This is a genomic window from Streptomyces sp. NPDC059866 (assembly GCF_042731325.1).
Taxonomy (GTDB): Bacteria; Actinomycetota; Actinomycetes; order Streptomycetales; family Streptomycetaceae; genus Streptomyces; species Streptomyces flavusporus.
This window is the reverse complement of the sequence record NZ_JBHWJT010000047.1, coordinates 24,818-45,064: the sequence shown is the minus strand read 5'-3', so window position 1 is coordinate 45,064 and position 20,247 is coordinate 24,818. Positions and strand designations below refer to the sequence as shown.

At 68.9% G+C, this 20,247-nt stretch carries 17 protein-coding genes and 1 pseudogene; 8 read left to right on the top strand and 10 right to left on the bottom strand.

Annotation, left to right across the window (positions count from 1 at the left end; genetic code table 11):
- Positions 1-803 precede the first annotated feature (803 nt).
- Positions 804-1,361 carry a GNAT family N-acetyltransferase gene (locus tag ACFV7R_RS41200; protein ID WP_385274082.1) on the bottom strand — a complete coding sequence of 186 codons (558 nt, stop codon included), beginning with the start codon at positions 1,359-1,361 and terminating at the stop codon, positions 804-806.
- 135 nt (positions 1,362-1,496) lie between these two features.
- Between ACFV7R_RS41200 and ACFV7R_RS41195 the strand changes: the two genes are divergently transcribed.
- Positions 1,497-2,588 (top strand): LuxR C-terminal-related transcriptional regulator, encoded by a 1,092-nt coding sequence (locus ACFV7R_RS41195; RefSeq protein ID WP_385274079.1) that lies wholly within the window; start codon positions 1,497-1,499, stop codon positions 2,586-2,588.
- On the opposite strand, the gene ACFV7R_RS41190 is transcribed toward ACFV7R_RS41195, so the two are convergent.
- From ACFV7R_RS41190 to ACFV7R_RS41180, 3 genes are read right to left on the bottom strand one after another with little or no spacing between them, the layout of a single operon-like run.
- Entirely contained in the window at positions 2,583-3,614 is a 1,032-nt protein-coding gene (locus ACFV7R_RS41190) for an aspartyl/asparaginyl beta-hydroxylase domain-containing protein (RefSeq protein WP_385274077.1), read from the bottom strand. The genes ACFV7R_RS41195 and ACFV7R_RS41190 overlap by 6 nt on opposite strands.
- A gap of 11 nt (positions 3,615-3,625) precedes the next feature.
- Positions 3,626-4,897, bottom strand: coding sequence for an MFS transporter (locus tag ACFV7R_RS41185; protein ID WP_385274074.1), 1,272 nt, complete (start codon positions 4,895-4,897; stop codon positions 3,626-3,628).
- Entirely contained in the window at positions 4,894-6,276 is a 1,383-nt protein-coding gene (locus ACFV7R_RS41180) for a cytochrome P450 (RefSeq protein ID WP_385274071.1), read from the bottom strand. Before ACFV7R_RS41180 ends, ACFV7R_RS41185 begins: the two co-directional genes overlap by 4 nt.
- A gap of 650 nt (positions 6,277-6,926) precedes the next feature.
- Between ACFV7R_RS41180 and ACFV7R_RS41175 the strand changes: the two are divergent.
- Positions 6,927-7,022: pseudogene (locus ACFV7R_RS41175) on the top strand (Scr1 family TA system antitoxin-like transcriptional regulator); the annotation flags it as partial.
- Here ACFV7R_RS41175 and ACFV7R_RS41170 read toward each other — a convergent pair.
- From ACFV7R_RS41170 to ACFV7R_RS41150, 5 genes are all read right to left on the bottom strand, one after another.
- Entirely contained in the window at positions 7,012-8,397 is a 1,386-nt protein-coding gene (locus tag ACFV7R_RS41170; protein WP_385274068.1) for an ATP-binding protein, read from the bottom strand. The pseudogene ACFV7R_RS41175 and the gene ACFV7R_RS41170 sit on opposite strands and share 11 nt — an antisense overlap.
- 27 nt (positions 8,398-8,424) lie before the next feature.
- A complete protein-coding gene (locus ACFV7R_RS41165) occupies positions 8,425-9,135 on the bottom strand; it encodes a response regulator transcription factor (RefSeq protein WP_385274065.1) in 711 nt (236 codons plus the stop codon).
- A 307-nt stretch (positions 9,136-9,442) separates the two neighbouring features.
- Positions 9,443-10,042, bottom strand: coding sequence for an FMN reductase (locus ACFV7R_RS41160; protein WP_385274061.1), 600 nt, complete (start codon positions 10,040-10,042; stop codon positions 9,443-9,445).
- Positions 10,039-11,130, bottom strand: a complete 1,092-nt coding sequence (locus ACFV7R_RS41155; RefSeq protein WP_129799432.1) for an LLM class flavin-dependent oxidoreductase — start codon at positions 11,128-11,130, stop codon at positions 10,039-10,041. Before ACFV7R_RS41155 ends, ACFV7R_RS41160 begins: the two co-directional genes overlap by 4 nt.
- A gap of 108 nt (positions 11,131-11,238) precedes the next feature.
- Positions 11,239-11,709 carry a hypothetical protein gene (locus ACFV7R_RS41150; protein WP_129799433.1) on the bottom strand — a complete coding sequence of 157 codons (471 nt, stop codon included), beginning with the start codon at positions 11,707-11,709 and terminating at the stop codon, positions 11,239-11,241.
- Between the two features lie 165 nt (positions 11,710-11,874).
- On the opposite strand from ACFV7R_RS41150, the gene ACFV7R_RS41145 reads away from it, so the two are divergent.
- The 3 genes from ACFV7R_RS41145 (at position 11,875) to ACFV7R_RS41135 (ending at position 15,284) form a co-directional block, all read left to right on the top strand.
- Positions 11,875-12,210: a YnfA family protein gene (locus tag ACFV7R_RS41145; RefSeq protein ID WP_129799434.1), complete on the top strand. Its 336-nt coding sequence runs from the start codon at positions 11,875-11,877 to the stop codon at positions 12,208-12,210.
- Between the two features lie 133 nt (positions 12,211-12,343).
- On the top strand, positions 12,344-13,117 hold the full coding sequence (locus ACFV7R_RS41140; protein ID WP_385274057.1) for an SDR family NAD(P)-dependent oxidoreductase: 774 nt from the start codon (positions 12,344-12,346) through the stop codon (positions 13,115-13,117).
- Positions 13,118-13,724: 607 nt separating this feature from the next.
- Positions 13,725-15,284 carry a recombinase family protein gene (locus tag ACFV7R_RS41135; RefSeq protein WP_385274054.1) on the top strand — a complete coding sequence of 520 codons (1,560 nt, stop codon included), beginning with the start codon at positions 13,725-13,727 and terminating at the stop codon, positions 15,282-15,284.
- 64 nt (positions 15,285-15,348) lie between these two features.
- On the opposite strand, the gene ACFV7R_RS41130 is transcribed toward ACFV7R_RS41135, so the two are convergent.
- Entirely contained in the window at positions 15,349-16,542 is a 1,194-nt protein-coding gene (locus ACFV7R_RS41130) for an RtcB family protein (RefSeq protein ID WP_385274051.1), read from the bottom strand.
- 213 nt (positions 16,543-16,755) lie between these two features.
- Here ACFV7R_RS41130 and ACFV7R_RS41125 point away from each other — a divergent pair, with 213 nt between their 5' ends.
- From ACFV7R_RS41125 to ACFV7R_RS41115, 3 genes are all read left to right on the top strand, one after another.
- On the top strand, positions 16,756-17,628 hold the full coding sequence (locus tag ACFV7R_RS41125) for a DUF3558 domain-containing protein (protein ID WP_385274048.1): 873 nt from the start codon (positions 16,756-16,758) through the stop codon (positions 17,626-17,628).
- 154 nt (positions 17,629-17,782) lie between these two features.
- On the top strand, positions 17,783-18,622 hold the full coding sequence (locus tag ACFV7R_RS41120; RefSeq protein ID WP_385274045.1) for a DUF3558 family protein: 840 nt from the start codon (positions 17,783-17,785) through the stop codon (positions 18,620-18,622).
- A gap of 130 nt (positions 18,623-18,752) precedes the next feature.
- Positions 18,753-20,096, top strand: a complete 1,344-nt coding sequence (locus ACFV7R_RS41115) for a DUF2637 domain-containing protein (RefSeq protein ID WP_385274042.1) — start codon at positions 18,753-18,755, stop codon at positions 20,094-20,096.
- Positions 20,097-20,247 lie beyond the last annotated feature (151 nt).

The window sequence follows — 20,247 nt, the reverse complement described above, 5'->3', positions numbered from 1 at the left end:
GGACGACTCGACGGCCGCCCACAAGACCCTGCTGGACGCGGCCCGGCTGATCCGGTCGGGAGGCTGACCCCGTCGGGACCGCGTGAAGCAGCGGCTCTGTGCGGGGCCCCGGCCGGGCCGGGGCGCGGATTGGCTTCATGGAACCTTTTTGATCTCTCTTCGATGTGCACCGGCGACCTACGGCAGGTCTCCGACTGGAGGCAGCCCAGCCGGGAAGGCCGGGACAGGCCGTCCATCAAGAGGTAGGAAGACCGGTCGTTCTGCCTCTCGACGATAGCCCTCCTGGCGTCTGCGCGCCACCGATCGACCCGCTTGTGGGATCCCTCACCCGACCGCCACCGGCTCTCAACGCCGACCTCGGCTGCATGCGACGGGGCATCAGCCCTATTGCCTGGTGTGGCTCTGACCTGGGGTTTCGTTGAGTGCGGGCGGGGTTTCCGGACCCCGCCCTCGTCATGTGCCGGGAGGGGCCTTCAGACTGCCAGGGCATATGAGGCCTGATCCCGGCCTCCGTCCGCACGCTCCTCCTCGGCCACCACCCCGGCCTGGAGGACCTGGCCCTCACCCTCGAGACGGACGGCGACGCCCTCGACCGGTCCGCGAGAAGTTCCCGGCGTCCGCGGTCGCCGTGCTGCGCGCACCGGGCCCGTGGCCCGACCTCGCGCTCCGGGCGGCACACCTGACGGACATGGCCGTGGCGGGCGGCGAGAAGCACTGACCGTTGAGCCGAGGGAAGGGGCCAGTGCCGACACGGTGACGCCGGGACGACCGGGTGGTGCTCACCGCCCGGGAGTGCAGGACCTTTACAGGCCCTGCCCACGTGGTCGTTCGTCGTGCAGGATTCGCTGGAAGAGAAGGTGATCCCGCCAGGCACCGTTGGCGTGCAGATACTTCGGCGCGAAGCCGTACTGCTCGAATCCGGCCTTCGTCAGAACCCGCTGCGAGGCCATGTTGTCCACCATCGTCCCCGCCTCGACCCGGTGCAGTGCGAACTCCTCTCGCGCAGCCAGGCACGCCGCTTCGACGGCGGCAGTGGCAATGCCGCGTCCGGCCCGCTCCCCGTCGACCCAGTAGCCGACGCTCGCACTGCACAGCGGACCGAGGGCGATCCTGGACAGGGAGATGACGCCAACGAGCCGCCCGCCGTCCGTCTCGACGAGCACCCACTGCATGGCCTGCCCCGCTTCCCGCTGAGCGAGCTGGTCTCTCAACCGGGCCCGCTGGCCGCCTTCGGTGAAAAACTCCTCGTGCCGGTCAGGTTCCCAAGGGCGCATGTACGTACGGTTCCGCAGCAGCGTCCCGGCAAGTGCTCCGGCATCGTCCAGGACGGCCGCCCTCATCTCCACACCCTCAGTGATCACACCCATACTTCCTCGGCTCCGCGTCAGAATGAGGCGTCTGCGGTCGGCAACTTCTGCAGAGTTCCTGGTGGGCCTTTCAGCCTGCCGAGCCATTCCATTCCCCGTCCAGCGTGATCACCCGGCACACTGAGCTGCATGCAGGATCTGTCCAGGGGGCAAACCGTGGAGAACAGTTCCATAGCAGGCATGGGTCGGCTGAGCGACGTCGAAATCGGCGTCTTCCGCTGGATCACACAACACGGCCACGTGACCATCGAAACAGCGGCTCAGGATCTGGGGCTGACAGCGGAGGACGTGCAACACGCGGCCTCCGTGCTCACCGCCCGGCACTTGCTTCGGCCATTGCAAGGGCCCGCAGCGGAGACTCGGCTCGTCTCCGTCGCTCCCGAGACAGCGGCAGCGACCTTGCTCGCCCCCATCGAGACGGCACTTCGCAGCCAGTTGGCACGCGCTGAAGAGCTGCGAGGGGAATTCAACGCGCTCAGCCCTTTGTACGCCGAGATACGGCAAACTCGGCGTCACCACACTCCGATCGAAGAGGTCCACGACACCAAGACCTTTGCCGAACGGATCGACGACGCGATGGCACGGTGCCGAGCGGAGGTGCTCACCTGCCAACCCAGCCGCGAGCACCCCACAGGGCCGGTGGAGCTTGCGAGCGATCGCGACGTGGCCCTCCTCCGGCGCGGCGTACAGATGCGCACCCTCTACCAGCACACAGCTCGCCACGACACAACGACACAGGAGTACGTCAAGCAGCTCGCCTCGACCGGAGCCCAGGTCCGGACCCTGCCCGAGCTGTTCGGCAGGATGACCGTGATCGACGAGGAGATCGCGTTCATCTCTCACCACAATGCGCAGGACGGCGCGGTCATCATTCGTGACCCGTTCACGGTCAGTTACCTTTGCTCGGTCTTCGAGCACTCCTGGGTGCTCGCCACCCCCCTCAACCCAGGCCATTTCGGCACGCCCACCATAAGCACCGAGGCCAAGCAGGCAATTGTGCGGCTGCTGACCGAAGGCCTCAAGGACGAAGTCATAGCCCGCCGGTTGAACATGTCCCTGCGAACCTGCCGGAAGCACATCAGGGAAATCATGGAGAGCTTCCGCGCCGAGAGTCGGTTCCAACTCGGTTACCTCATCCGCGCGCGGCTGGGCGATGCCGGCAACCCCGGTTCCGGTCACATCGACAGCGTGGTCGATGCCGCCTGCTCCGATCGATCATGACTGTCCGGGCCCGATGCGCTCGACCGCGCGGACGTCATGGACGACGTACTCGGTGAGCGACCTGCCGCAGCGGACCCTGAACCGTGCGGTGGGATCGGGCCGTTCGAGGTCCAGGAGCAGGGTGCGTTCGTCGGTCCAGCCCTGCAACCGGAATTCGGCGTTGCCGATGTGGATGAGTCCGAAGCGCGGTTCGCCGGCGATGCAGAGGACCGGACGCCCGTCGATCAGCTCGATCGTGCCGGGGAGGCGGTCGGTCGGGTCGGCGCCGGAGTCGTCGGACCAGTCCGGGAAGGTGGCGGGCACATCGAGCTCGCAGGCCAGGCCCTCCCTCTCGAAGGGCTGGAGTGGCACCTCGCTCCGGGCGAACAGGACATCGCTCCACGGCAGTTCGGCGCGGAAGTCGGCCGGGAACAGACCCATCAGTTCCGGGGTGGGAACGCAGTCGACAACCAGGTGGATACGTCGCCGGTCGCTGCGGTTGCGGGCGATGTGCAGGCGGTCGAAGTCCGCGTACCACAGTTGTCCGGCGTCCCAGTGATAGGTCTCGCCGCCCACGGTGAGTTGCGCTCCGGGCTGGGTCACGATCGGGATGTGCAGCCGGAGGGAGCCCCAGGGAAAGTTGGTGCGGCCGTCCCGGTGCTCATGGGTTTCGGCTCCCGGCCCGAGTGCCATGAGACGGACGCTGTGGAGTGGAGCGGGGATCCTGCCCAGCACCTCGGCGTGGTAGGGGCTGCGGGCCAGGGCTTCGGTGTCGAGGTGGTCCTCCAGCCCGGCGCCGCCGGGGTCGGTTCGTGCCAGGCTGCCGTTGGGACTGCGCAGAGGGATGATCTTCCAGTCGAAGGCGTCCTCCGCACCCAGGCCGCTCTGGCTCACCGGACGGTTGGGGCGCCAGGTGAGATCCGACAGGGCGGCGACCTCTGCGGCGAGCCGTACGGCGTCGACGGTGAGGTCCAGCGGTGCGGCGGGCGGCAGATGCGCCCACGTGGCGTTGTCCACAGAGGTCAAGGGCTCGGAAGACACGGGCATTCTGGGATTCCTCACTTGTCACTGTGCTGTGGTGGTTGGTCCTTGATGGCCTGGTCGGCCGGGTCCGTCTGCATCACGGTGGGTGGATCGGCCCGCCATGGGCGGGTCCTGCCGGTCGCGGCCGCCGCTGCGAGCGCGGTGAGTCCCCCGGCGGCGAACACCCAAGGCGCGGAGATCCACTCGGCCACGAGCCCGCCGATGGCCAGTCCGGTGCCCTGGGTGGTGATGGATCCGGTGCCGGCGAGGGTCATGGCGCGGCCGCGCAGATGTGGAGGCACGCTTTCGATGAAGAGCTGGTCGAGAGGGAGGGCGTAGGCGGTTCCCGCTCCGCTCAGCAGCAGGGCGAGGGCCCAGGGCAGGGCGGGTTCGACGGCGAAGCAGACGAGGGGGGCCGCTGCGAGAAGCAGCAAGGCGGGAACGCTCCGGGCGCGCCTTTCGGCTCCGAGGAATCGGGCGACTGCCGCCTCGCCGAGCGCGGTGCCGACGGCCGGGGCCGCCAGGAGAAGGCCCACCGCGGTGGGTCCTCCCCCCAACTGCTCGGCGTAGGGGGCTGCGAGTCCTTCCGGCATGACGACCATCGCGGTGGGCAGCCACTGCAGGAACAGCAGACGTCGCAGCAGCGGCGTGGTCAGGATCATCCGGTTGCCCTGCACAGTGGCACGGATGATGCCCGTACTCTCCTGCCGCCCGGCGGAAGTAGCAGGCCTGGGGCGTACCGTCAGGAGCACGACCACGATGGCGAAGGCGAAAGTCGCCGCATCCAGGAACAGAGCGGCCCGCGGAGTGACCAGGAGCAGCAGGAGACCGCCGAGGCCGAAGCCCAGAGTCTGGCCGATCTGAATGGTGCCCGAGAACATTGAGCGGGCCAGGGCGTAACCTTCCATGCCGACGATCTCCGGGAGCATGGTCTGGCGGGCCGCGCGGAATGCGGGAGTCAGCGCCCCGGATGCCGTCACCAGGCACAGCAGGACAGCAACCGACGTGCCGGGCACGGTCATCAGCAGCACACACACCATGCGCGCGGCATCGCCGATGAGCATCACCCGGCGGGCCGGGAACCGGTCCACCACAGAGGACAGCAGGGCCGCCGTCAACACTTGGGGCACGAAGCCGAGCGCGTACGTGAGCGCGGCGGCCAGGGCGGAGCCGGTGCGGTCGTACACCAGGACCGACAGTGCGATCTTGGTGAGAACGTCACCGAGGACGGACACCGTGTGGGCCGCGAACAGACCGTTGAACTCACGATTGCCGAGCAGGACCTTGTAGGTGATCGGCCCGCTCATGTGGGGGAACCGAGCGACATCGGGCAGCCGGTCGGCGCAGGGCCCTGCCGGGCTGTTCCGGTACGGGCAACATGAACAGGTGCGGCGCGCGCGGTGAGGTGCACCATGAGTCCGCTGGGCGTCAACTCCCGGGCGGGATCGGGAACCACGGTCGTGGCAGGAGCGGCCTCCACGCGGAAGTCGCGGAGCAGCAGCGCAGTGCCCAGCGTCATCTCGATCAGGCTCCAGGACAGGCCCATGCGCACCAGGGGGCCCGCGCCGAAGGGCAGATAGGCGTGGGGTACAGCCGTGGTACCGGATCCACCGGAGAGCCAGCGATCCGGGTCGAAGGACAGCGGGTCGGGGAACCACTGGGCGTCGCGCTGGATGACGTAAGAGGGGACCATCACCTTGGTGCCGCGGGCCAGGGTGTAACCGCCGAGCTCCGTGTCATGAAGGGTGTGGCGGGCGTACACCCAGTTCGGCGGCCACAGGCGCAGTGCCTCCTTGACCGCTCGCCCGGTGTATTCGAGCTGCTCGTAGTGGGCATGAGTGATCGGGTCCGACGGCGGGAGCACGGCGGCGGCCTCGGTCGCGATGCGCTCCTGGGCCTCGGGGTTCTTGATCAGCTCGTGGATGATCCAGCCGACCCCGGAAGAGGGCGCGCTCTGGGCGGCCAGCAGGGTGGCCGCCAACGTCTCGCGAATGATCCGGTCGGAGAGCACTCCATGCCGGCCTGTCGGTTTCATCAGCACACCGAGCAGGTCATCCGTTTCGGTCCGCCCCTCCCTCCGGCGGACGTCGATCACCCGGGCTATTCCGTCCTCCAATGCCCGGTTGGCGCGTGCCACGCGCCGGTGACGCGGCAGCGGCAGCCAGGAGGGCAGAGCGATCGTGCTGCGGATGACCGGAAGGAGGGCGTCGAACAGCTCCTGCTCCAAGCCCTCCGCTGTCGGCGCATCCTGCGTGAAGCAGATCATCGCGCCGAGCCGGGAGGTAAGGCGCCGCATTTTCGCGACGATCTCGATGTCACCGCCGGAGGCCCAGGACGGAATCGCGGTCCGCATTTCCGCTCCGATCATGGGGATCTTGGCCTGCATTGCGGACGGGCGCATTCCGCGCATCCGGGCAGCACGGGAAGAGGACCACTGCTGCAGTGTTGCCTCATCCTCTTTCTGCTTCCGGTGGAGAAAGTCCACCTCTCCGCCGAAGTCCTTGTTGGTGCGCAGGAGAACCTCACCCGCCAGGGCCGGGTCGGACACGACGACGATGTGGTGGTCGAAGGACCAGATGGCTCCGTACCGTTCGGACATGCTGGTCATGAAGCCGAGGCGGTCCTCGTCGTAGGCCGGTCCGTTGCCGGCAAGACGCGCGCCACGCGGGCCTGGAGGTCGGTTCATCTGATCCCCTTGGGTAAGTCGGTCCGGCCTGTAGTGCCCCTGGGGCCGGACAAGAGCGAAAGCTCTGCCCAGCCCCAGGATTCAGCTTCCTGACTGCAGATCAGGGGTAGCTGCTCAGTACTTGTAGAAGCCGGCCAGGGCGGTCATCTTCGTGCGGCGGGCAATCGCGTACGAGGCAGTCTTGAGCAGGGCCATCGTCAGCACCTTCTTCCATGGCAGGGGCCGTCCCGAACAGAAACGACCAGCGTGGTTGCGTTTTCAACTCCGCAAATTTTCCTCGGAATTGCTGCTGCCCGTTCAGACTGCCGAATGCCCACTCAGCAGGTCCAGCATGATCGGGCAGCAGTAGCTGCATGCATCAAATAGCCAGGGGTTGCTTGTGGAGATACCGGACATTCAGCCGCCACGCGCTGCCGGAACGCGCAACGAGGCACGCAGAACTGTTTTCGCAGGTCAACGCACTTTTCGCCAAGAAACCCAAGGTCAGCACCCCACCGCTCCCAGTTTCTGCACGAGTGGCAGGACTTCAGCCATCGGCTGCATGAGGCGGGGCATGGCAAGGAAATCGCCCCGGGATCATCGATGGCGGCGCTGTTCGGGCGTGAAATCCACGCTGGAGCCGACCTGCGTTCTCGACGAAGCGCTCGGCGCGGACGGCCGCCCGCATCGGCCGGCACGCGCGCCTCACCACCTCCGACCGTCCTGAGCTGTGGGTGATCCTGGACGAGACGGTGCTCAGGCGGCCCCACCCACCGTGAACCCGATCACCGCCCCGCCCCCCTCCCGCCGATGCGCGAACGGTGCTCCCCCGTGCGCCAGCGCCACCTCCCGGACGATCGACAGCCCCAGCCCCGACCCCGGCAGAGACCTCGCATCCGCAGCCCGGTAGAAACGGTCGAAGACGCGGACGAGGTCGGCGTCCCCGATGCCGGGGCCGCGGTCGAGGACCTCGACGCGGATCGTGCCCGGCCGGGCGGGACCGGCGACGACGATCTCGATGGGCGAGGTGCTGTCGCGGTCGAACTTCGCGGCGTTCTCGACGAGGTTGGAGATCGCCCGGGTGAGCATGCCCGGCCGGCCCTCCGTGGTCGTGTCGCCGCACGCGCGGACCACGATCCGGTGTCCGGTACGGCGCCGGGTCAGGCCCGCGACATCCTCGGCGAGGTCGGCGAGGTCGACCCGCTGCAGGGGCTCGGTGTCCGACTGCCCGGCCGCGAGATCCACCAACTCGTTGACCAGATCGGTCAGTTCACGCGCCTCCTGGCCGAGGTCGGCGACCAGTTCGTCCCGAGAGGCGGGCGGCAGCTCGTCGATGCGGCGCAGGAGCGAGATGTTCGTACGCAGGGAGGTCAGCGGCGTACGGAGTTCATGGCCCGCGTCCTGGACCAGGCGGCGCTGGTCCTCCTCGGACTGGGCGAGGCGGCCGAGCATCCGGTCGAAGGCACGGCCGAGCCGGCCCACCTCGTCGCCGCCGGTGACGGGTACGTCGATACCGAGCCGCCGGGTGCGGGCGACGGCCTCCGCGGCCGAGGTGAGAATCACCAGCCGGCGCGTGATGTGCCGCGCCAGCCACCAGCCGAACAGGCCCGCTCCGGTCACCACCGCCGCCATCAGCAGCAGCGTCCGCTGCTGGAGCGCCCGCAGCAGATCCTCGGTGTCGCTGAACTCCTGCGCCACCTGCACCGCGCCCCGCTCGCCGCCCAGCGCGACGGTGGCGACACGGTAGACGTCGTCGCCGACGTCGACGTCCCGGTGCTCGACCAGCCGCCCGGCGGTGCCGGCGGCGGCGACCTCGCGGTCGGCGTCGGTGACCGGCAGCCCGGGGTCACCCTTGTCGACGACGCTGCCGTCCGGGCCGAGCACCTGCACGTCGGTGCGGGCGGGGCGGACGAAGTCGTGTCCCGGCGCGGAGGAGAAGTCCACCGGATCCATCCGGCGCTGGCTCACCTCGACCCGCAGGTCCTGCACGACCTCGTCGAACACGGACTGCTGGTCGACGCGGACGAGCCGGGCGGCGGCGCCGTAGGAGAGGATGCCGACGAGGACGGTGACGGCGGCGGTGATGGCCGCGAACGACACCGCGAACGTGGTCCGCAGCGACGCCAGACGCGGCCACCGCACGGCCGGAGACCACGACGGGCGCACCGCTCAGTCCTCCCGCAGCACGTAACCCACCCCGCGCACCGTGTGGATCAGCGGCGCCGCCCCCGGCTCGTCGAGCTTGCGGCGCAGATAGCCGACGTACACGGCGAGGTTCTTGGAGCCCGGCCCGAAGTCGTAGCCCCAGATACGGTCGTAGATCGTGGAGTGGTCGAGGACGATCCCCTCGTTGCGCACCAGCAGTTCGAGCAGCTCGAACTCGGTGCGGGTCAGCTCCAGTTCGCGCCCGCCACGCCAGGCGCGCCGGGCCTGCGGGTCCATGCGCAGCCCAGCCGCCTCGATCTGCCGGCCGGACGCGGACGGCTTCTCCCGTACGTCCATGGCGGCACCGTTCGCGGTGCGCCGCAGCAGCGCCCGCAGCCGGGCGAAGACCTCCTCGACGTCGAAGGGTTTCACCACGTAGTCGTCGGCGCCGGCGTCCAGCCCGGCGATCCGGTCCGCCGTCTCCACCAGCGCCGTCAGCATCAGGATCGGCGTCCGGTCACCCTCGGCGCGCAGCACCCGGCACACCTGGAGGCCGTCGATCCCCGGCATCATCACATCCAGGACGAGCACGTCGGGCGGGGTGCGATGGGCGTGCGCCAGCGCCTCGACACCGTCGGCGACAGCCGTCACCGCGTAGCCCTCCAGCGTCAGGGCCCGCTCCAGGGCGTGCCGGATCGCACGATCGTCTTCAGCCAGCAGAACAGTCGGGGCCACGCGTCCAGTGTGACAAAGCGGCCGACTCGTACGACCGTATGAGCAGCCCCCACCCACCCTTCTTACTGGCCTCTCACCCGGCCGACCCGCCCATCCGCGGGCATCGTGCTGCCAGGGGCGGCACGGGCGGCACCCGCCACCTCGTCAGTCCGCGGGCAGTCGTGCCGCCAGGGGCGATGGGGGTCCCCCCGCTCGAGCGAAGCCGAGAGTGGGGGAGGGTGGGCGCGGGCGGCACCTCGTCAGCGCCGGGCTGCGCACCGCACCCCGCGTCGGCCCCCACCCGCCCCCGCCCGGACGGCCAACCGCATCACGCCCCCCGCCGCAACGCCGCCAACTGCTCCTCAAAGGGCACCACCTCGAACTCCCCGACCTTCGCCGGCCCCGGCACCTTCGGCGTGAGCCCGACCATCAGCCCCGCCAGTTCCCCGGCCGCCCGCTCGATGCGCCCGTCCAGCCCCTCGGCACCCCAGTCCTCCGAGGCGGCGTAGACCCCGGTCGGGACGACGACGGCCCGCAGGTAGGCGAAGAGCGGACGCAGGGCGTGCTCCAGGACGAGGGAGTGCCGGGCGGTGCCGCCGGTCGCGGCGACCAGCACCGGCTTCCCGGCGAGCGCCTCCTTGTCGAGCACGTCGAAGAAGGACTTGAACAGCCCGCTGTACGAGGCGGAGAACACCGGCGTGACCACGATCAGCCCGTCCGCCTCGGTCACCGCGTCGAGCGCGGCGCTCAGCTGCCGCCCGGCGAAGCCGTTGGTGAAGTTGTGCGCGATCTCGACGGCGAGCTCGCGCAGCTCGATCACCTGCACCTCCGCCGAGGTCCGGTCGGCGGTGGCCTTGGCCAGCCGGTCGGCCAGCAGCCGGGTGGAGGACGGGACGCTCAGCCCCGCGGACACGACGACGAGCTTCATGCGACGTTCACTCCTTCCGAGGCGGCGGCAAGCAGGGACTGGTGGGTCGGCGCGTCCGGCACCCCGGCCGGCCGCCCCTTGGCGAACTCCTTGCGCAGCACCGGCACGACCTCCTCGCCCAGCATGTCGAGCTGCTCCAGCACGGTCTTCAGCGGCAGCCCGGCGTGGTCCATCAGGAACAGCTGGCGCTGGTAGTCACCGGCGTACTCGCGGAAGGCCAGCGTCTTCTCGATCACCTGCTGCGGCGAGCCCACGGTCAGCGGGGTCTGGTCGGTGAAGTCCTCCAGGGACGGCCCGTGCCCGTAGACCGGCGCGTTGTCGAAGTACGGCCGGAACTCACGCACCGCGTCCTGCGAGTTCTTCCGCATGAACACCTGCCCGCCGAGCCCGACGATCGCCTGCTCGGGCGTGCCGTGCCCGTAGTGCGCGTACCGCTCCCGGTACAGCTCGACCATCCGCTTGGTGTGGTCGGCCGGCCAGAAGATGTTGTTGTGGAAGAACCCGTCGCCGTAGAACGCCGCCTGCTCGGCGATCTCGGGCGACCGGATCGACCCGTGCCAGACGAACGGCGGTACGCCGTCCAGCGGCCGGGGCGTGGACGTGAAGCCCTGCAGCGGCGTACGGAACTTGCCCTCCCAGTTCACGACGTCCTCGCGCCACAGCCGGTGCACCAGGGCGTAGTTCTCGATGGCGAGGTTGATGCCCTGCCGGATGTCCTGCCCGAACCAGGGGTACACCGGCCCGGTGTTGCCGCGGCCCATCATCAGGTCCACCCGGCCGTCGGCCAGGTGCTGGAGCATCGCGAAGTCCTCGGCGATCTTCACCGGGTCGTTGGTCGTGATGAGGGTGGTGGACGTGGACAGGATCAGCCGGTCCGTGCGGGCGGCTATGTAGCCGAGCATGGTGGTCGGCGAGGACGGCACGAACGGCGGGTTGTGGTGCTCGCCGGTCGCGAAGACGTCCAGGCCGACCTCCTCGGCCTTCAGCGCGATGGCGACCATGGCCTTGATCCGCTCGCGCTCGGTCGGCGTACGGCCCGTCGTCGGGTCCGGCGTCACGTCGCCGACGCTGAAGATCCCGAACTGCATGGTCGCCTCCAAAGTTGTTGACCGTTGAACTATACCCCTCGAACGGTCGACACCGTGCTCTTATTCCGAGCACCCCTGGAGGCGAGAAAGGGAGAACAGAAGCCGAGGTCAGAAGTAGTACGCGTCCCCGGTGTCCAGCACGAGCACCCGCTGCCGGTCGTTGTGCCGGTTACGGTCCACCGCCCCACCGCTCCACACCGTGTCGACCTCCATCAGCACCTCGGTCGGCGCCCCCCGCAGCCGTACCCCCAGCCTGAGATCCGCACCGAGCGTGTCCGCCGGCAGCGCACCCACCCGGCACAACACCACCCGCGCACCGGAACGCGCACACCCGTCGGGCAGCGTCTGCCGGTTCTCGAGCGGCTGCGACCAGCGCAGCCGTACCGTCGCGTCCGGCACGGCCGACGGCCCGTGATTACGCGGGGTGATCCGCACCTCGACCCGGCCGGAATCCAGCGTCGCGGCCCCGTGATAGGCCAGATCGGCCTCCTGAGCCGTCTCGGCCCCGGCAAGCGGAGCCACCGCACCGACCGCCATCAGGGCGGCACACCCCACGCCCAGCACCCTCATGCCTCGCATACCGCCACACTCCTCACTCCGCCATGGGCTTCGTACGGGATGTATCCCACGCGGAGCCGACCCCAGGCACCGTCCATCAGGTGACGCGAAGCCCATGAGACCGCGATCCCGGCCCCAGGAAACGGCGGCACCGACCCCCGAAACCCGGCATGCGAAGCTGCCCGCATGCTCATCCTCCGCTCCGCCGCCCTCTTCGTCGTCGCCGCCCTCTTCGAGATCGGCGGCGCCTGGCTGGTCTGGCAGGGGTACCGGGAGCAACGCGGCTGGCTGTGGATCAGCGGCGGCATCCTCGCCCTCGGCGCCTACGGCTTCGTCGCCACCTTCCAGCCGGACGCCCACTTCGGCCGTGTCCTCGCCGCGTACGGCGGAGTCTTCGTCGCCGGCTCGATCGCCTGGGGCGTCATCGCGGACGGCTACCGGCCCGACCGCTGGGACATCACCGGCGCACTGATCTGCCTGGCCGGCATGGCCGTGATCATGTGGACGCCGCGCGGCGGCTGAACGTCACGGGATGATCACCCACCTCGATTCCCCACCTCATCCCCCGCCTATCCTGGCGAAGGAGCACACCGACCAGCGGCCCCACACCGGCGTGGCGCCCACCCGCACCACACCGCGCACGAGGAGCAGCCGTATGACGACCCCCGCCGCCGCGTCCCGTATCGCCGTCGTCACCGGCGCCAGCAGCGGAATCGGCGCCGCCACCGCGCGACAGCTCGCCGCGGCCGGCTGCCGCGTCGTCCTCACCGCACGCCGCAAGGACCGCATCGAGGCCCTCGCCGAGGAGATCAACACGGCCGGCCACTCGGCGACGGCGTACCAGCTGGACGTCACCGACCGCGCGGCGGTCGACGAGTTCGCCACGGCCTTCCGGACGATCGGCGTGCTGGTCAACAACGCGGGCGGCGCACTCGGCCTGGACCCGGTGGCGACCGGCGACCCGGCGGACTGGCGCCAGATGTACGAGACCAACGTCATCGGCACCCTCAACCTCACCCAGGCCCTGCTCCCCGCCCTCGTCGCGAGCGGCGACGGCACCGTCGTGGTCGTCTCGTCGACCGCGGGCCACGGCACCTACGAGGGCGGCGCCGGCTACGTCGCCGCCAAGCACGGCGCCCATGTCCTCGCCGAGACGCTCCGCCTGGAGATCGTCGGACAGCCGGTCCGGGTGATCGAGGTCGCCCCGGGCATGGTCAAGACCGACGAGTTCGCCCTGACCCGCTTCGGCGGCGACGAGGACCGCGCCGCCAAGGTCTACGAGGGCGTCGCCGAACCCCTCACCGCCGACGACGTCGCCGACACCATCACCTGGGCGGTCACCCGCCCCGCCCACGTCAACATCGACCTCCTCGTGGTCCGCCCACGCGCCCAGGCCTCCAACACCAAGGTCCACCGGGAGCACCGGTGACGGACCCCGAACCGGAACACCGACGCCTGGCCCGCCAGACCGAGGAAAACGCGGCGAACGCCACATGTGGATATGGCTCGCCTACTTCCTCTTCGGCATCCACATCATCGCGTTCGTGATGATCTACGCGGTACTGCACGCCCCCAAGTGAAACCGCAAGTGGCGGCACCAACCGTCACCTAGAGTCGCTGAACAATACGTTTCGACGGCGCGACCTGGCAGCTACCCGACCTGCGACGGCTCCGCCCGTCCCGCCTCTACCGCGCGGACTGCCTCGGCATGCTGACCGAGGGCACGGCCGACTGGGAGCCCGCGTGCTGCTCAGTGCGGGTCTCGTGCTGCAAGGCCATGCGGTTGATCACGGTCGCGTAGGCCTGGACGTGTAACTCACAGGGATGAACGTCATCGATCACCCGAGCGGAGGCTGAACTGCCGATCTAGGCTCGCGCCACAACATCAAATCGACGGCCCCCGGCCGGGCGGCATCCCGACCGAGGGCCTGACCAGCAAGGAAGGACTGCGCTTCCGCATGGCTGATTGCGAGCCTAGCGCGCCCTTTGAGGCGCCAACCGACCGCCGCACAAGAGTGAGGCCTCCGACCTCGGAGTTGGAACTCCTGCTCAACGGTCTCCGTGGTGTCCCCGACGGCACTCCCGCGCTGCCCGAGGCACTGGCCCTCCGGGATGCGGGCTGGCACCTGGTGGTCGCCTACTGCCGCATCTCCAACGACAGGCACAAAAGGGATGGCCATGGTGTCGCGGACCAGGCAAAGCACTGCGCCCGCATCGCGGCGAAGCACCGCATGATCGTCGTTCACCGCTATGTCGACAACGACAAGTCGGCTTCCAAAGTGGGCGTCAGGCGTCCCGAATTCGACGCGATGCTCGACGCCCTCGAGAACGGAACTACGGCAGTCGGATACCCAGTTGACGGGGTGGTGTGCGTCTCCGACGACCGGCTGTACCGAGATATACGCACCTATCGGCGATTCCTCGCGTGCTTCACCGCACATGCCTCCCGCGCGTACGCCGATGGACTCGGCTCGTACGACCTCTATAGCGAAGACGCTGCACGGCGCGGTCTCCTGGGGGCTGCTGCCGCGCGCGCTGAGAGCACGAAACAGGGACATAGGGCAAAGCTGAACCATCGCGCCCGCGCAGAGCGAGGCGAGCCGGTAGGCCCGCGCCGTCCGTTCGGCTGGAATGCCGACAAGGTCACGCTGCACCCGGGCGAATCCGAGGTCGTACGGCACGGAGTACAGAGCCTGCTACAGGGCAGAACGCTGACCGCGGTCACCCAGGACTTCGTCGCCTCGGGATACACGAGCACCCTGGGAAATCCCTGGCAGCGCCAGACGGTCAAACAGATCCTGCGCAATCCCCGCATCTGCGGATACCGCAAGCTCGACGGAGTCCTCGTCCGTGACACGGACGGAATGCCGGTCCTCGGCCAGTGGGAGCCCATCGTGTCACCGGAAGAGTGGCACGGCGTCACGGAGGCGCTGGAAAGGCAGCGCCACCCCGGAGGCTGGAACAGAAGAGGCATTCACCCACGAGAAGGCGCACGGTACCTGCTCACCGGTCTGGTGCGCTGTGGTCGACCGCTTGGAGGTGGCCAGCAGTGTGGTGCGCCCATGCACGGCCACCCCACCAACACGTCGTACGTGTACCGCTGTCGCGCCGCACTGGACGGAGGTTGTGGTCGGGTGAGCCGCCGAGGTCCCGCGGTGGACAGCCTCATCACTGAGTACGCCCTTACCAAGCTGGACCGGCAAGGTACACGTGGCGCCCAGTCCATCGCTCCCTGGCCCGGCATGCGGGAGCTGGAAACCGCCAGGCAGTGTAAGGCGGCCATCCAAGAGCAGTGGTACGCCGGGGAGATAACCGACTCCGAGTACTTTTCAGGGCTCATGCGGGAAGAGACCCGGATCAAACAGCTCCTCAATGAACAGCAAGCCTGGATGGTTGAACATGATCCCGTTACGCAAGAATGCGTTGACGTACGGTCCCACTGGGGCGGACTGAACGTGGGCGCGAAGCGCGAGATTCTCTTCCGTTTACTGGAGTCAGTGCTCATCCTCCCGGGCACCAAGGGATCCCACCGCTTCGAACCCGCCGCAGTCGTTCCCGTCTGGCGTCCGACGGAGTCGAACGCCCAAGCCGCGTAGCGGCACCACGCGACGGAGGGCCTGGTCAGGCTTGACCAGGCCCTCCGCCTTGAGCCGCCGCAGGTCACCCCTTCACGCAAACAACCTGCTTCAGCTTCGCCACGACCTCCACAAGGTCCCGCTGCTGATCGATGACCTGCTCGATCGGCTTGTACGCACCCGGAATCTCGTCCACGACGCCAGAGTCCTTACGGCACTCCACGCCCCGTGTCTGCTCCTCCAGGTCCTTCGTCGAGAAGCGCCGCTTCGCTGCGTTACGGCTCATGCGCCGGCCGGCGCCGTGGGACGCCGAGTTGAAGGCCTTCTCATTGCCGAGGCCCTTCACGATGTACGAACCGGTGCCCATCGAGCCCGGGATGATGCCGTACTCACCCGCCCGGGCGCTGATTGCTCCCTTGCGCGTGACAAGCAGGTCCATGCCCTCGTAACGCTCGCGGCTCACATAGTTGTGATGACAGCTGATCTCGGGCTCGAAGGTCGGCTTGGCCTTCTTGAACTCCTTGCGGATCACATCCTTGAAGAGCGCCATCATGATCGACCGGTTGTACTTCGCGTACTCCTGAGCCCAGTAGAGGTCGTTCTGGTACGCCGCCATCTGCGGGGTGTCCGCGATGAAGACGGCGAGGTCACGGTCGATCAAACCCTGGTTGTGCGGGAGCTTCTGGGCGACGCCGATGTGGTGCTCAGCCAGTTCCTTGCCGATGTTCCGGGAACCGGAGTGAAGCATGAGCCACACTGAACCGGACACATCTATACAAAGTTCACAAAAGTGATTTCCCGACCCAAGTGTGCCCATTTGCTTCGCGGCCCGCTCTTCACGGAACTTCACCGCGTCCGCAACCCCATCGAACCGCCCCCAGAAGTCATCCCACCCCGCGGTACCGAACCCATGCAGCCGCCCAGGATCCACGGGATCGCCATGCATCCCCCGCCCCACCGGAATCGCCTGCTCGATCTTCGACCGCAGCCGAGACAGATCCCCTGGCAGATCATTGGCCGTCAGCGACGTCTTCACCGCCGACATCCCGCACCCGATATCGACACCCACCGCCGCAGGACAAACAGCCCCCCGCATCGCGATGACCGACCCGACCGTCGCACCCTTCCCGTAGTGCACGTCCGGCATGACCGCCAGCCCCTTGATCCACGGCAGCGTCGCGACGTTCCGCAGCTGCTGGAGCGCCACGTCCTCGACCGTCGCCGGGTCGGTCCACATCCGGATCGGCGCCTTCGCGCCCGGCATCTCGACGTACGACATATCGCCTCATCCCCCGTAAAACCGGTGAAAACAAACAGAAGTTCTGAATCGCAAAACCGGCGCCAAGGTCGACGTAACGGACAACGGACCGGCGTTCACGGCAGTGCGTGCGATACACATTGTCTCCAGGCGGCACCCCCGTGCGGCAACCGAATAACCAGCGGGGACACTGACAGACCAGGCAAGCGCACCACCGTGGAGAGGAGCCTGACCGTGCAGCGGAAGGCGTACGTATCCGGCGTCGCCGCGCTCCTCGCGGCCCTGCTGGCCGGCTGCACCGGCAGCTCGGACGACGGTGGCGCCACGGACGACTCCAACCCCGGCGGCTCCGGTACGGCGACGGCGGCGGCCGAGCCGGGCCGTTACCGCACCCTCCCCGAACCGTGCAGCGCGGTCGGTCAGGACACCCTCGACTCCCTCCTGCCCGGTATCCAGCAGATCGCCGACGAGGAGCAGCGCGAGACGGCCTACGCGGGCGAGCCCACCCTCACCTACGACAACGACCGCAAGGTCGGCTGCCGCTGGAAGGTGGAGTCCACGTCCGCCACGGACCATCTGTACGTCGACTTCGAGCGCGTGGTGTCCTACGACAACGCCGTCAGCGACGACAGCCAGGCCGAGCAGCTCTTCGCCACCCGGCAGACGGCGGCCGATCTGCCGGAGCCCGTCGCCTCCGCATCCTCGCCGTCCGCTCCGTCGTCCCCGTCGTCCTCGTCGTCGACGTCCTCCCCGTCCTCGACACCGTCGGGGTCCGCCGATTCCCCTGCCTCGCCCGGCTCTTCCGGCAGCCCCGAGGAGGGCTCCTCCACCGGCCCGAGCGCGACCGCGAGCGCCACTCCGGCCGAGCTCCAGCCCCGCATCCTGGACGATCTGGGCGACGAGGCCTTCCTGGACGATGCGCTGAGCAGCTCCGGTTCGACGGCCAAACAGCGCATGGTGACTGTGGCGTTCCGCACGTCCAACGTCATCGTGACCATCGAGTACGAGGAGCAGCCGGCCATGGTCGGCGTCGTGCCGGACAGCAAGGAAATGCAGGACAGGGCCCGGAAGCTGGCGTCCCGGCTGGCCGACTCGCTGGCGGAATGACGCCCCTTCGGGCCGGGATGCAAAGCAGATGAAGCGGGTCCGCACAGTTCCTTCACCGCGTACCGTGGCCCCTCGGACCCGATCCGGACGCCGGCGCCACCGGCGACACCGGGACCCATCCGGCCTCAGGAACCAGAGCGTGAGTGAAGGAACCATGCAGCGACGAGCACAGCGAGACGACCAGGCTGACCAGCGTGCCGAGCGGGTGAAGCGCCTGAACCGCATCCTTGTCTGCGCGGCGGCCGTTCCCGCGATGCTGATCGCCGCCGGCTGCTCCTCGGACTCCGGCTCGAGTGATGACGCCAAGAAGGCGTCCGAGAGCGCGTCGAGCGCGTCCGCGAGCCCCTCGCCCACCGTGCAGGCGGCGGCGTACTCGGAGTTGCCCGAGGCGTGCGCGGTGCTGTCGAAGAAGACGTTGGGCGAACTCGTCCCGAAGGGCTCGAAGTCGGGCAAGGAGGGCAACTCCGACGATGTGTCGACGCGGGGCAGCTGCTCCTGGGACAGTCTCGACAACAACGGCGTCGACGGCTCGCAGTTCCGCTGGCTGAACGTCTCGCTGCTGCGCTTCGAGTCCGACGTCACCCGCGGCGAGGGCGACAAGCTGGCGCAGGAGTACTTCGCGAAGCAGGTCAAGGACGTCCAGGCGACCGAGGGTGCGAAGGGCACCAAGACCGAGTCGGTGTCCGGGACGGGCGACCAGGCGACGGCGGTGCGCTACGACCTGAAGAAGAAGGAAGGCACCTTCAAGCAGCAGACGATCGTCGCGCGCGTGGAGAACGTCGTCCTGACCCTCGACTACAACGGCGCGGGCCTGGCCGGCGACAAGACCCCCGACGCCGACGATCTGATGAAGGCGGCGAAGAAGGCGGCCGAGGAGGCGGTGGCCTCGGTGACGAAGGCGAACGGTGAGAGTGGCTCCGCCGCCACTCCTGACGCCTCCAAGTCCCCCTCGAAGTCGGCGACTTCGTCCAAGTCGCCGTCCAAGGAGAGCTGACGCCGGGGGTCACCGGACGCCACCGGTAGAGTCACGGAAGGGCTGACGTACCCGGACCGGCCACCCGACCCCCGTACGCATGTGCCACCCTGTTGGCCGCGCAACAACACGCAGTGGGAGGGGAGTACGGGTGGCCGCGCCACTACAGCTGACACGGACGCACCGCGTTCTCATCGCCGTGGTCGTCTTCGGTGCCGTGATCATCGCGGGCATCGGTTTTGCGGGTTCGTACGCCGCGGTACGTGAACTCGCGCTCAAAAAGGGCTTCGGGGACTTCAGTTACGTCTTCCCGATCGGCATCGACGCAGGTATCTGCGTCCTGCTCGCCCTGGACCTCCTGCTGACCTGGATCCGCATCCCGTTCCCGTTGCTGCGCCAGACGGCGTGGCTGCTGACGGCGGCGACGATCGCCTTCAACGGCGCGGCGGCCTGGCCGGATCCGCTGGGCGTGGGCATGCACGGGGTCATCCCGATCCTGTTCGTGGTGGCGGTGGAGGCCGCCCGCCACGCGATCGGCCGGATCGCCGACATCACGGCGGACAAGCACATGGAGGGCGTCCGCCTCACCCGCTGGCTGCTCTCCCCCATCCCCACGTTCCTGCTCTGGCGCCGTATGAAGCTCTGGGAGCTCCGCTCCTACGACCAGGTGATCAAGCTGGAACAGGAACGCCTCGTCTACCAGGCCCGCCTCCGCTCCCGCTACGGCCGGGCCTGGCGCCGCAAGGCCCCGGTGGAGGCCCTGATGCCCCTGCGCCTGGCCAAGTACGGCGTCCCCCTGGCCGACACGGCCCCGGCGGGCCTGGCGGCGGCGGGCATCGAACCGACACTGATACCTCCGGCACCGAGGCATGAGCTGACTGCGGCGGACGTGGCCGATGATTCTGCCGCCATAGCTGCGGCAGCCGACGCAGCTGCGGGCAGTCGTGCCGCTGGGGCGGCACGGGTGGGCGCAGCGGCACGCCACAGCGGGCAGCGCCCCAAAGGCGACGGCACCCCCGACGCTGAGCCCCTGGACTACGCCGAGCCCCAGAACCCCTGGCTGCACGCCCGCGACCCGCAGACCATCGAGTACCACGGCGGCTACGACCCCACCTACGACCCCGAAGCCGCCTACGCCCGCTGGTACGAGGAGCAGCAACAGGCCGAGCAGTACCAGCAGCAGTACGAGGAACCCCCACCGCCCTCCGAACCCTCCCCGGAGGACACCGGCACGTTCCCCATCCCGGTAGGCCCCAACCGCACCCGCGAACTCGGCGAAGGCGGCGGCACCCCCGCTCCCGACCCGACGGAGGAGGACTACTACACGGTCTTCAAGCAGTCGATCAGCGGCAGCGGCTACCCGACTCCGCGCGAGTTCAGCGACAACGTCGAGGCGACGTACGGCGTGCCCGTCGTGGACGCCGATGCCAAGCGCATGGTCCTCCGCTTCCAGAAGCGCCACACCGCGGAACTGGAAGACGAGCACATCGCGTAACCCGCTCCCTTACGACGACGAGGGGCGGCCCGCGCCTCGCCCGGCGCCCCGCCGCCGCGTTGCACCCGCGCGACACCCCCCCCCCCGCCCCCCCCCCCCCCGCCCCCCCCCCCCCCCCCCCCCCCCCGCCCCCCCCCCCCCGGGGCCCCCC